The sequence below is a fragment of the Oricola sp. genome (assembly GCF_022763245.1).
Classification (GTDB): Bacteria; Pseudomonadota; Alphaproteobacteria; order Rhizobiales; family Rhizobiaceae; genus Oricola.
In genome coordinates, this window is sequence record NZ_JALEGV010000012.1 from 483,318 (window position 1) to 495,749 (window position 12,432).

The following is a 12,432-nucleotide window of genomic DNA, read 5'->3' on the forward strand; positions in this document are numbered from 1 at the left end:
ATCCGGCTCCGGCGATGTCGCCGAAACCGGAACGCGCAAGCGCATCAAAAGGTGAAATCGTGGTCGCGTCTCCCGGGAAACGCGAGACGTCTCAGATCATGCCAAGAGCGTTCTTGTAGAGGTCGAGGACGGCCTCTTCCTCCTGGCGCTCATTGGGATCCTTCTTGCGCAGGCGGACGATCGCGCGCAGCGCCTTGGTGTCGTAACCGCGCCCCTTGGCTTCGGCCATGACTTCCTTGATGTCGTTCTGGATCGTGGCCTTTTCCTCTTCGAGCCGCTCGATCCGCTCGACCAATTGCCGCAACTCGGCTGCCGCCACCGTGGTTTCGCTAACGGTTTCGTCCATCTGAACCTCGATATGTTTGCAGGACCATGCGCGGCCGCCTCATCTCCGCGAATGCGAAGCAGCGCCGGATGTCCGATGCTCTGGAAAGAGGTCAACCGATGCCCGATGCGCGCAGCAAGGTCAACTGCGCGCAAGCGTCTTTCACAGCTGCTTCGCGCTGCCCCGAAAGGCACGACGCACGGCTGTCACCTGCGCTTGGCGTCGAAGACGTGTTCGAGCTTGCGCGACAGGAGCCACGCCACCGGAATGGCGACGACGGCGCCCGCGATTGCCGCGATGCCGATATACTGGGCGGAGAACAAGTCGACCGTCAGAAGGCCGATCACGATGATGCCCATCAGCGTCGGAGCGGTGAGAAGATAGGCGGCGAGAAAGAGCGCGAACATGGCAACCCCCGTTTCATATTCCACGGAGGGAATATGTTCGCACGGGAGCGCCCTCGCCTTGACCGGGATCAAGGCGTTCAGCGTTCGCTTGGTCGGGAAGAAAAGCCCCGCCCGATAGGACGGCCGGGGCATGCAGGGCGGGATCAGCGCGGCAGCGTGGTCTCGCCCATCAGGAATTCGTCGATCGCACGCGCCGCCTGACGACCCTCGCGGATCGCCCAGACCACCAGCGACTGGCCGCGCCGGGCGTCGCCGGCGGCGAAGAACTTGTCGACCGTCGTCTTGTAGTCTTCGTCGTCGGCATGCACGGACGTGCCGCCGCGCCGGTCCACGTCGATCGTCAGCGCGTCGCCAAGCTCGGCCGACACGCCCTCTTCCAGCGGACCGGAAAATCCGATGGCGATGAAGGCGAGATCGGCGCGGATGAAGAATTCGCTGCCGGCGATCGGCTTGCGCCTTTCATCCACTTCGCAGCACTTCACATGGGTGATCTGGCCGTTCTCGCCGATGAATTCGAGCGTCGCGACCTGGAACTCGCGCTGCGCGCCTTCCGCCTGGCTCGACGAGGTGCGCATCTTGGTCGCCCAGTAGGGCCAGACCGCCAGCTTGTCTTCCTTTTCCGGCGGCTGCGGCCGGATGTCGAGCTGCGTGACCTTCACCGCGCCTTGCCGGAATGCCGTTCCGACGCAGTCCGACGCGGTGTCGCCGCCGCCGACCACGACGACATGCTTGCCGCCGGCCAGGATGGGCTCGGAGTTCCACGCGACCGAGGCGATGTTCTCGCCCGCCACGCGCTTGTTCTGCTGCACCAGATAGTTCATCGCCGGGTGCACGCCGCCCAGTTCGTCACCGGGAATGCCTGCCTCGCGCGGCTTTTCCGAACCGCCGCAATAAAGCACTGCGTCGAACTCGGCGAAGAGTTCGGCCACCGGCTTGTCGACGCCGATATTGACGCCCGTGTGGAACGTCACGCCCTCGCCTTCCATCTGCCGCGCACGCGCGTCGATATAGTGCTTTTCCATCTTGAAGTCGGGAATGCCGAAGCGCATCAGCCCGCCGACGCGGCTCTCGCGCTCGAACACATGCACCGTGTGGCCGACGCGCCCGAGCTGCTGGGCCGCGGCCATGCCGGCAGGCCCGGATCCGATCACCGCGACCCGCTTGCCGGTCTTGTGTGCCGGCGGCTGCGGCATGACGTAGCCGCTCTCATAGGCCCTGTCCGCGATCGCCTGTTCCACCGTCTTGATGGCGACGGGGATGTCTTCCAGGTTCAGCGTGCAGGCTTCCTCGCACGGCGCCGGGCAGATGCGGCCGGTGACTTCCGGGAAGTTGTTGGTGGAATGCAGGTTGCGGATCGCCGAGTCCCAGTCGCCATTGTAGACGAGGTCGTTCCAGTCCGGGATCTGGTTGTTGACCGGACAGCCCGTCGGCCCGTGACAGAACGGAATGCCGCAATCCATGCAGCGCGCGGCCTGCTTGGCCACTTCCGCGTCGTCCATCGGAATGGTGAATTCCTTGAAATGACGGATGCGATCCGATGCCGGCTGGTAGCGCGGCGTGTAGCGGTCGATCTCGAGGAAACCCGTAACCTTGCCCATGACTGATCCTGAAACTATTCCACGACGACCGCAGTGCCCGATGCAGATACCATCAGCATCGAGCCGCTGCCGGCCGTGATGTTTTCGTAATCGAGGTCGATCCCGATCACGGCGTTGCCGCCGAGACGGAGCGCCTCTTCCTGCATTTCCCTCAGCGCGATCTCACGCGCCTCGCGCAACGACTTCTCGTAGGCGCCCGAGCGGCCGCCGACGATGTCGCGAATGCCGGCGAAGAAATCGCGGAAGATGTTGGCACCGAGGATCGCCTCCCCGGTGACAACGCCGCGATAATCCACGATCCGCCGGCCTTCGATGGTGTTGGTCGTCGAAACGATCATCACCCTACTCCGCCGCCACGCTCATGCGCATGCGTTCCATTTCCTCGAGCGCACGCCGGTATTCGACCGGCATCACCTTGCGGAATTTCGGGCGGTAGGCGTCCCAGTTCTCCAGGATGTGCGCGGCCCGCTGCGATCCGGTGAAGTGCCGGTGATTGGAAATGAGCTGCAGAAGGCGCTCCTCGTCGTGACGCGTCATGTCTTCCGACACGTTGACGCGGCCCTTGTGGGCGAGGTCGCCGCCATGGTGATGCAGCTTCTCCAGGATGTCGTCTTCCTCCGGCACCGGCTCGAGTTCGACCATCGCCATGTTGCAGCGGGTCTCGAACGTATCGTCCTCGTCCAGCACATAGGCCACGCCGCCCGACATGCCAGCCGCGAAATTGCGTCCGGTCTTGCCGAGGACAACGACCACGCCGCCGGTCATGTATTCGCAGCCGTGATCGCCCACGCCTTCGACGACAGCCGCCGCGCCGGAATTTCGCACCGCGAAGCGCTCGCCGGCGACGCCGCGGAAATAGGCTTCGCCCTGGATCGCTCCGTAGAGCACGGTGTTGCCGACGATGATCGAATCTTCGGCGACGATCCTCGCATTGTCCGGCGGACGCACGATCAGCCGGCCGCCGCACAGGCCCTTGCCGACATAGTCGTTGCCGTCGCCGATCAGGTTGAAGGTGATGCCGTTGGCCAGGAACGCGCCAAACGACTGACCCGCCGTGCCGCGCAGCGTCACGTTGACCGTGTCGTCCGGCAGGCCCTTGTGGCCGTGCCGCTTGGCGAGTTCGCCGGACAGCATCGCGCCCGCGGACCGGTCCGTGTTGTGGATCGGCGTGTCGATACGCACCGCCTCGCGGGCCTCGAGAGCCGGCATCGCCTCGGCGATCAGCTTGCGGTCGAGGATCTCGTCGATCGGATGCTTCTGGCGCTCGGTCCAGTAGGTCGCGCTCTTCTCGGCTTCGGGCTTGTGGAACACACGCGCGAAATCGAGGCCGCGCGCCTTCCAGTGCTCGATCAGCGCTTCCTGCTGCAGCAATTCCGTCTCGCCGATGATCTCGTCGAGATTGCGGTAGCCCATCGCCGCGAGCAGTTCGCGCACTTCCTCGGCGACGTAGAAGAAGTAGTTGATCACGTGCTCCGGCGTGCCCTTGAAGCGCTTGCGCAGGACGGGATCCTGCGTCGCCACGCCGACCGGGCAGGTGTTCAGATGGCACTTGCGCATCATGATGCAGCCGGCCGCGATCAGCGGCGCGGTCGAGAAGCCGAACTCGTCGGCGCCGAGCAATGCGCCGACGATCACGTCGCGCCCGGTCCGCAGCCCGCCGTCGACCTGCAGCGCCACGCGCGAGCGCAGGCCGTTGAGGACGAGCGTCTGGTGCGTTTCGGCAAGCCCCATTTCCCAGGGCGAGCCGGCATGCTTCAGCGAGGTCAGCGGCGACGCGCCGGTACCGCCGTCATAACCGGAGATCGTGATGTGGTCGGCGCGCGCCTTGGCGACGCCCGCCGCGACCGTTCCGACCCCGACTTCCGACACCAGCTTGACCGAGATGTCGGCCGCCGGGTTGACGTTCTTCAGGTCGAAGATCAGCTGCGCCAGGTCCTCGATCGAATAGATGTCGTGATGCGGCGGCGGCGAGATCAGGCCGACACCTGGCGTCGAATGTCGGGTCTTGGCGATCACCGCGTTCACCTTGTGACCCGGAAGCTGGCCGCCCTCGCCGGGCTTGGCACCCTGCGCGACCTTGATCTGGATCATGTCGGAATTGACAAGATATTCAGTCGTTACGCCGAAACGGCCCGACGCCACCTGCTTGATCGCGGAGCGCTCCGGGTTCGGCGACCCGTCCGGCAGCGGAAGGAACCGGTCCGGTTCTTCGCCACCTTCGCCAGTGTTCGACTTCCCCCCAATCCGGTTCATCGCCACCGCCAGCGTCGCGTGCGCTTCCCTGGAGATCGAGCCGAAGCTCATCGCGCCGGTGGAGAAGCGCTTGACGATCTCAGCGGCCGGTTCGACGTCGTCGATCGACACCGGTGCACGCCCGGTCTCATTCGCGGTCCGGATGTGGAACAGCCCGCGGATCGTCTTCGCGTGACGCGCGTCCGCGTTCACCTGGCCGGCGAATTCGCGGTACTTGTCGGGCAGGCCGTTGCGCACGGCATGCTGCAGCGAGGCCACCGCATCCGGCGTCCAGACATGCTCTTCGCCGCGCACGCGGTACATGTACTCGCCACCCACTTCGAGCGCGTTCGTCAGCACCGGATCGGAGGAGAATGCCGCCTTGTGCCGGCGCACGGTCTCTTCGGCGACCTCGGCAAGGCCGATGCCCTCGATGGTCGTCGCCGTGCCGGTGAAGTACTTCTCCACGAACTCGCTCGACAGGCCGACGGCGTCGAAGATCTGCGCGCCGCAATAGGACTGGTAGGTCGAGATGCCCATCTTGGACATGACCTTCAGGATGCCCTTGCCGATCGACTTGATGTAGCGGTGCACCACCTCGTAGCGGTCGACTTCCGGCGGGAACTCGCCCCTGCCATGCATGTCGAGCAGCGTGTCGAAGGCCAGATAGGGGTTGATCGCCTCGGCGCCGTAGCCGGCGAGGCAGCAGAAATGATGCACTTCGCGCGGCTCGCCCGATTCGACGACGAGGCCGACCGAGGTGCGCAGACCCTTGCGGATCAGGTGATGGTGCACCGCCGCCGTCGCCATCAGCGCGGGAATCGCGATCCGGTCGGGCCCGACCTGCCGGTCCGACAAGACGATGATGTTGTAGCCGCCATGCACGGCCTGTTCGGCGCGCTTGCACAGCCGCTCGACCGCCACGGCCATGCCGTCGGCGCTCTCGTCGCTGTCATAGGTCGTGTCGAGCGTCTTGGTGTCGAACAGATCCTCGGTGTGGCCGATCGAGCGGATCTTCTCCAGGTCTCCATTCGTCAGGATCGGCTGGCGCACTTCCAGGCGCTTGCGCTTGGACGCGCCTTCCAGGTCGAAGATGTTCGGACGCGGACCGATGAACGAGACCAGGCTCATCACCAGCTCCTCGCGGATCGGGTCGATCGGCGGGTTGGTGACCTGCGCGAAGTTCTGCTTGAAATAGGTGTACAGCATCTTCGACTTGTTCGACATCGCCGAAATCGGCGTGTCGGTACCCATCGAACCGATCGCTTCCTGGCCGGTCGTCGCCATCGGCGCCATCAGGATACGCGTGTCCTCCTGGCTGTAGCCGAAGGCCTGCTGGCGATCGAGAAGGCTGACGTCCTCGCGCACCGCACGCGGGGCGACCGGCTTCAGGTCCTCCAGGATGAGCTGGGTGTTCTCCACCCAGTCGCCATAGGGGTGCATGGAGGCCATCTGCCGCTTGATCTCCTCGTCGGAGACGATGCGGCCCTCTTCCATGTCGATCAGCAGCATCTTGCCCGGCTGCAGCCGCCACTTGGTGACGATCTTCTCGTCGGGCACGGTGATGACGCCGGCTTCCGACGCCATGATCACCATGTCGTCATCGGTGACGATGTAGCGCGCCGGACGCAGCCCGTTACGGTCGAGCGTCGCGCCAATCTGGCGGCCGTCGGTGAACGCTACCGCGGCGGGGCCGTCCCACGGCTCCATCAGCGCGGCATGGTACTCGTAGAACGCCTTGCGTTCGTCATCCATCAGCTTGTTGCCGGCCCAGGCTTCCGGGATCAGCATCATGACGGCATGCGCGAGCGAGTAGCCGCCCTGGAACAGGAATTCGAGCGCGTTGTCGAAACAGGCGGTGTCGGACTGGCCCTCATAGGAGATCGGCCAGAGCTTCTCCATCTCGTCGCCGAAAAGCTCGGACTTCACCGACGCCTGGCGGGCAGCCATCCAGTTGACGTTGCCGCGCAGCGTGTTGATCTCGCCATTATGCGCGACCATCCGGTAGGGGTGCGACAGCTTCCAGGACGGGAAGGTGTTGGTCGAGAAACGCTGATGCACCAGCGCCAGCGCCGAGACGAAGCGCTCGTCGCGCAGATCCTTGTAATAGGCGCCGACCTGATAGGCCAGGAACATGCCCTTGTAGACGATCGTGCGCGACGACATCGACGCCGGATAGAATCCGTTGTCGCGGCCGTCGGTCTCCGAGTGGATCCGCGCTGAAATCACCTTGCGCAGGATGAACAGACGCCGCTCGAACGCGTCGCCGCCTTCAAGGTGGTTGGCCTTCGCCACGAAGACCTGCCGGTGAACCGGCTCGGTCGCCACGATTTCCGGCGCCTTCGACAAGGAGGAATTGTCGACCGGCACGTCGCGGAACCCGATCAGTTCCTTGCCTTCCTCGGCGATGACCTCGGTGATGATGCTTTCGATATGCGCGCGAAGCTCGGGGTCCTGCGGCATGAAGAAATGCCCGACCGCGTAGTCGCCGACAGGCGGCAGCTCGACGCCCTTTTCGGCCCATTCGGCGCGGAACAGCGCATCGGGAATCTGCACCAGCATGCCGGCGCCGTCGCCCATCAGTGGGTCCGCGCCCACCGCGCCGCGATGGGTCAGGTTCTCCAGCATCGCCAGGCCGTCACGGATGATCTTGTGCGACTTTTCGCCCTTCATGTGGGCGACGAAGCCCACACCGCAGGCGTCGTGCTCGTTGCGCGGATCGTAGAGCCCTTGCGCCGCCGGCAGGCCGGAAGCGGCTTTTCGCGCGGTGGCGGCCTTCGATACGGCCTGTCCGCCCATTCCGGCGGTTTCGGATGGAACCATCCTCGTCATCGCTCGATCCTCCGTCTCGGCGCAAGAAGCGCGCCCTTCAAACCCTGTCTAGCATCCCGGGCAAAGCCTGGCACCTTTCCGTTCGCGCTGCGTCACCCCGCGCCACCGACGCTCGCCGGTGAGATCGGAATGCCGCTCGTCAGGATCGGATCGGTGCCCTGCGCCTGCAGACGCCTATATGGATCAATCGGAAATTTCCATTCCAATTGACCCGAAATTCAAAATAGGACAGCAATGCTGCCCTATTCGTATGACAGATCGCAAAACTTTTCTCAAGATGCAAACACAAAAAAATCAAACCCTGTCTTGAACGAATCTGTCGCCAGGCCCGCGTTTTCGGTCACTTCCTTTCGCGGCGCCCACGCCTATCCATGCCTGCCGGGGTCAGTCCCAATAGTTCGCCATCAACGCAAGCGCCCATTCCGGTTCGCGGAATTCGCCCCGAGGGCGGTAGCCCGACCAGACCGGCTTGACGTCCAGCACCGGCGTGCCGTCGACCGCGTCCAGCCCCTCCACCGCGATCTCAAGGCCGTTGACGCCGACGACGCGGCAGATGCTGACGCCGATCCGGTTCATCCGCATGCGCCCCCGCTGGGCGAAGATCCCGACTTCGGGCCAGTCGGTCCGCCCGCGCGGATGCCGTGCGCCGAATTCCATGGGTTCGTCGGCATGCATGTGGAAATGGAAAACGACCTCGACATGCGAATGCGCGTCGACCCCCTTCAGGGCATCCGGCGAAAACAGGTCGTCACGCAGGCGTATCACCGCCCGGCTGTCGCCCCAGTGATCCTTGGTCGCCTCGACGCGCCCTCCTTCGACCCGCCCGATCGGCGTCATCGTGATCGTCTCGAAACCGTGATCCATCGATCCCTCCTCAACTCGGCGGCCGCAATCTAGCCGGGTCGACCCGCCAATGACAGCCACACCCCGAGAAGAGGACGGGCCGGCGCTTTCGGACGACCACGCCCAATCGGCCCTTGATCCTTCGGCCACGCGGTGCCAATCGGAACGTTCACGACATATCGCACTCCCCCGCTTTGCGCGATCCGCGCCAAGCGACCCCACCAAGGAGCCCCGCAGTGTTTTTCGCCTCCGACAACTGGGCCGGCGCCCATCCGAAGATTTCCGCTGCGCTCGCCGAACATGGCGGCGGCTTCAATGCCGCTTACGGCGCCGGCGAGATCGATCGCGCGGTGGAGCGGCGTTTCGCCGAGATTTTCGAACATGAGGTCTCGGTCTGGTTCCTGCCGACCGGCACGGCCGCCAATTCGCTGGCCGTCGCCTCCGTCGGCCACGTCGGGGGCGTCGCTTTCGCCCATCCCGACGCCCATATCCGCGAGGACGAAGGCGGCGCCCCGGAATTCCTGACCGCCGGCATGCGCGTGCGTCCTGTGCCGGGACCGGACGGCAAGATGGACGCCGCCCTCCTGCGCGAAACGATCAAGCCCTTCTCGCCCGGCGCGATCAATCAGGGCCGGGCCTCGGCTGTGTCGATCACACAGGCCACCGAAGCCGGAACGGTCTATTCCACCAGCGAGATCGCCGGCATCTCGAATGTCTGCCGCGATTTCGACCTGCCGCTGCACATGGACGGCTCGCGTTTCGCCAATGCGATGGTGACGCTCGATTGCTCTCCGGCCGAGATGACGTGGCGCCAGGGGGTCGACATCCTGTCCTTCGGCGGCACCAAGAACGGCTGCTGGTGCGCCGAGGCGCTCATCTTTTTCGATCCCGCCATGGCCGCAGAAATGCCCTATCTGCGCAAGCGCTCCGGCCTGCTCTTCTCCAAGAACCGCTTCATCGCCGCCCAGTTCCTCGCCTATCTCGAAGACGGTTTGTGGCTCGACCTGGCCCGCCACGCCAACGCCATGGCGGCGCAACTGGTCGCCGCAATCGAAGCGGCCCCAGCCACCCGCATGGCATGGGCCTGCGAGGCAAACGAGGTGTTCGCGATCCTGCCCATGGCGATCTATGAGCGCATCAAGACCGAAGGCGGACATCTCTATCCATGGCAGGTGCCCGCCGGCAGCGGCCTCGCCGTCGGCGAAGATGAAACCGTCGTGCGGATGGTCACCAGCTTCGCGACCGAAGCCTCGGAGATCGCCCGCTTCGCGGAACTTCTTGGCTGACAAGATAAAAACGGCGCTCAACTTTGCCTCACACGGAAGTGAGGGCGGATAACGCCGCGTTGATTTCCGTTTTACCGGCATGTTTGCGAACTCTTCGGTCACCGGCGGCACAATGCCCCGGGTCAGACCTTCAGAGGAGTTACACATGTCCAAAGCAACCAAGACCGCCTTCGGTGGCGCCGTTCTCGCCGGTGCCGTAGCAGCTGCCATTTCCGGCGCACAGCTCGTGACCGCAACCGACGCCGCCGCAGCCAATGTGAAGTGCTACGGCGTCGCCATGGCCGGCCAGAACGACTGCGCCGCCGGCCCGGGCACCACCTGTCAGGGCACCTCCACCATCGATTTCCAGGGCAACTCCTGGAAATATGTCGAGGAAGGCACCTGCGCATCCATGGAACTGCCGGATGGCCGCATGGGCTCGCTCGAGCCGCTCGACCGCGACCTGCCGGAGGCCTGAGGCCCCGCCACCTGACGCCGCAAACCGGAGACACCCCATGAACACGACCCCGTTTCGCGAAGGCCCGTTCGCAGCCCGTCCCCCGGCTGAAGGCAGGTCCCGGTTTGCGGCGCGAACCTCCCGTATCCCGGCTTCGGCCGGGGTCGGCTTCAAGCACAGCCACCTCGACGCCATTCTCGCCGATCCCGATCCGGTGGGCTTTCTCGAGGTTCACGCCGAGAACTACATGGGCGACGGCGGCTTTCCCCACCGCGCCCTGGAGCGCGTCCGCCAGGACTATCCGCTCTCGCTGCACGGCGTCTGCATGTCCATCGGCGGGCCGCAGCCGCTGAGCGAGGATCATCTCGCCCGCTTCAAGGCGGTGGTCGACCGCTACGAACCCGCTCTCATATCCGAACATCTGGCCTGGTCGACCCATGACGAGGTCTTCATGAACGACCTGCTGCCGCTCCCCTATACGCAGGCGACCCTGGCCCATGTCTGCGATCACATCGATCGCATGCAGGGTTTCATCGGCCGGCAGATGCTGCTGGAAAATCCCTCGACCTATGTCGTCTTCGAAAACTCGACCTTTTCGGAGACCGATTTCATCCGCGAGATCGTGCGCCGCACCGGTTGCGGCCTGCTGCTCGACGTCAACAACGTCTTCGTCTCGGCCACCAATCACGGCTTTTCGCCGATGTCCTATCTGATGGACTACCCGATGGAGCATGTCGGCGAGATCCACCTTGCCGGCCATGCCGTCCAGGAGGACGACGAGGGTGCGCCGCTGCTCATCGACAGTCACGACGCCCCGGTCGCCGACGCCGTCTGGGACCTCTATGCGATCGTCGTCAAACAGGCAGGCCCGATCCCGACGCTGATCGAATGGGACTCCGATCTCCCCGACTGGCCGGTGCTGCGCGCCGAAGCCGCCGCTGCCGACCGCATTCTCGAAGACGCGGCGCATTCCTTCATGATGGGCAAGAGCCATGCCGTCGGCGCCTGAGACACACGACCTCGACACGGCCGGTTTCCGCGCCGCGATTCTCGATCCCGCGCGCGAAAAACCAGCCATGGTCGCAGGACCGCGCGGCAAGCAGGCGGTCAAGCGGTTCAACGTCTACCGCAACAATGTCACCGTGAGCCTGATCAACGCGCTCGCCGACATCTTCCCGGCCGTCCAGCGCATCACCGGCGAGACGCTGTTCCGCGACATGGCGCGCGCATTCGTGCGTGCTAATCCGCCATCTTCGCCACTCCTGTTTCTCTATGGCGGCGAATTTCCGGCCTTCATCGAGGGCTTCGAACACGCCCGGCGCATGCCCTATCTCGCCGACGTCGCCCGCCTGGAGCGCGCCTGGCTGACGGCCTATCACGCCGCCGATCTCCCGGCGCTGCAGGCACAATCGCTCGCCGCGATCCCACCGGAGGATCTCGCAGACACCGTCTTCGCCCCCCACCCGGCCGCCGGCCTCGTGCGCTCGCGCCACGCGGTCTTCGACATCTTCGACACCAACCGCCACCACGAGAAAATCCGCCCGATAGACACCGCACGCGCCCAGGACGCGCTGGTCGCTCGTCCGGGGATCGACGTGACGGTGACCGCCCTTCCCGAGGGCCACGGAGCCTTCTTCGAGGCGCTGCTGGCGGGAGAAACACTCGGCGCGGCGGCAGAAGCCGGAGCTAAATGCGCCGACACCTTCGACATCAACGAGGCGATCGGCGGACTGCTGTCCACCGGCGCTTTTCTTGCCGTGAAAACGGACTGACGCGAACGGAAAAGAGATGACAATGACGACGACGCCCCTGTCCGGGATGCGCGATACGCGCCCCAATGCCCTGCCGGCTCCGATCGGCGCCCTCATCGGCCTTCATGAGAGAGTTTTTTCCGCGCTCGACGGCCTTTTGGCCGGGTGGTTCAACGGCTTTGCAGCACGCTTCACCTTCGCAAGCCTGCTGCTGCTCTATTACCTGAATTCGGGTGTGAACAAGCTGGGTGACGGCCTCTTCGGCTTTCTCAGCCCGTCGGTCGGCGCCTATGCGACGATCCTGCCGCCGGTCTTCGAGAACCATGGCGCCGATATCGCGACGATCCCCTTCTATTGGGACGCGGTTGTGCTGCTTGGCACCTGGGCGGAACTTCTGCTTCCGATCCTGATCGTGCTCGGCCTCTTCAGCCGCGTCGCCGCCCTCGGCATGATCGGCTTCGTCCTCGTCCAGAGCTATGTCGACATCGCCTTTCACGGCATTTCAGGCAAATATCTGGGCGCGATGTTCGACCGCTTTCCCGACGCGATCATCTTCGACCAGCGCCTTCTCTGGATCTTCGTCCTGGTGGTGATCGTCGCCAACGGTCCCGGCAAGCTGTCGCTCGACCACGTTCTCGCGCGCCGGTTCCGCTGACGAACCGCGCTTGCGGCCTCTTATAGACAAGAAAAAAGGCGGGATCTCTCCCGCCTTTCCGCGTCAG

The 12,432-nt window shown here is 64.6% G+C and carries 10 protein-coding genes and 1 pseudogene; 5 read left to right on the forward strand and 6 right to left on the reverse strand.

Translation table 11 applies throughout. The annotated features are described in order from the left end of the window. Positions 1–91: 91 nt before the first annotated feature. From MRY80_RS06580 to MRY80_RS06605, 6 genes and pseudogenes are all read right to left on the reverse strand, one after another. Positions 92–346, reverse strand: coding sequence for a DUF2312 domain-containing protein (locus tag MRY80_RS06580; protein WP_293289232.1), 255 nt, complete (start codon positions 344–346; stop codon positions 92–94). 185 nt (positions 347–531) lie between these two features. Then, positions 532–732, reverse strand: a complete 201-nt coding sequence (locus tag MRY80_RS06585) for a hypothetical protein (RefSeq protein WP_293289234.1) — start codon at positions 730–732, stop codon at positions 532–534. Positions 733–875: 143 nt separating this feature from the next. Then, the gene (locus MRY80_RS06590; RefSeq protein WP_293289236.1) at positions 876–2,330 is read right to left on the reverse strand and encodes a glutamate synthase subunit beta; all 1,455 of its coding nucleotides are present in this window, start codon (positions 2,328–2,330) and stop codon (positions 876–878) included. A 14-nt stretch (positions 2,331–2,344) separates the two neighbouring features. Continuing rightward, positions 2,345–2,668: a heavy metal-binding domain-containing protein gene (locus MRY80_RS06595; protein WP_293289238.1), complete on the reverse strand. Its 324-nt coding sequence runs from the start codon at positions 2,666–2,668 to the stop codon at positions 2,345–2,347. Positions 2,669–2,672: 4 nt separating this feature from the next. After that, positions 2,673–7,316: pseudogene (gltB, locus tag MRY80_RS06600) on the reverse strand (glutamate synthase large subunit); the annotation flags it as partial. Positions 7,317–7,778: 462 nt separating this feature from the next. Further along, a complete protein-coding gene (locus MRY80_RS06605; RefSeq protein WP_293289239.1) occupies positions 7,779–8,258 on the reverse strand; it encodes a TrmO family methyltransferase in 480 nt (159 codons plus the stop codon). Positions 8,259–8,473: 215 nt separating this feature from the next. Between MRY80_RS06605 and MRY80_RS06610 the strand changes: the two genes are divergently transcribed. The 5 genes from MRY80_RS06610 to MRY80_RS06630 all read left to right on the forward strand — a co-directional run bounded on the left by MRY80_RS06610 (position 8,474) and on the right by MRY80_RS06630 (position 12,365). Beyond that, positions 8,474–9,523: a low specificity L-threonine aldolase gene (locus MRY80_RS06610; RefSeq protein WP_293289241.1), complete on the forward strand. Its 1,050-nt coding sequence runs from the start codon at positions 8,474–8,476 to the stop codon at positions 9,521–9,523. Between the two features lie 145 nt (positions 9,524–9,668). After that, the gene (locus tag MRY80_RS06615; protein ID WP_293289243.1) at positions 9,669–9,980 is read left to right on the forward strand and encodes a DUF2282 domain-containing protein; all 312 of its coding nucleotides are present in this window, start codon (positions 9,669–9,671) and stop codon (positions 9,978–9,980) included. A 37-nt stretch (positions 9,981–10,017) separates the two neighbouring features. Next, positions 10,018–10,968 (forward strand): DUF692 domain-containing protein, encoded by a 951-nt coding sequence (locus MRY80_RS06620; RefSeq protein ID WP_293289245.1) that lies wholly within the window; start codon positions 10,018–10,020, stop codon positions 10,966–10,968. Further along, positions 10,952–11,731, forward strand: coding sequence for a DNA-binding domain-containing protein (locus MRY80_RS06625; protein WP_293289247.1), 780 nt, complete (start codon positions 10,952–10,954; stop codon positions 11,729–11,731). The genes MRY80_RS06620 and MRY80_RS06625 overlap by 17 nt, the downstream gene beginning before the upstream one ends. A gap of 22 nt (positions 11,732–11,753) precedes the next feature. Next, the gene (locus MRY80_RS06630; protein WP_293289249.1) at positions 11,754–12,365 is read left to right on the forward strand and encodes a DoxX family protein; all 612 of its coding nucleotides are present in this window, start codon (positions 11,754–11,756) and stop codon (positions 12,363–12,365) included. The last annotated feature ends 67 nt before the right edge of the window (positions 12,366–12,432 follow it).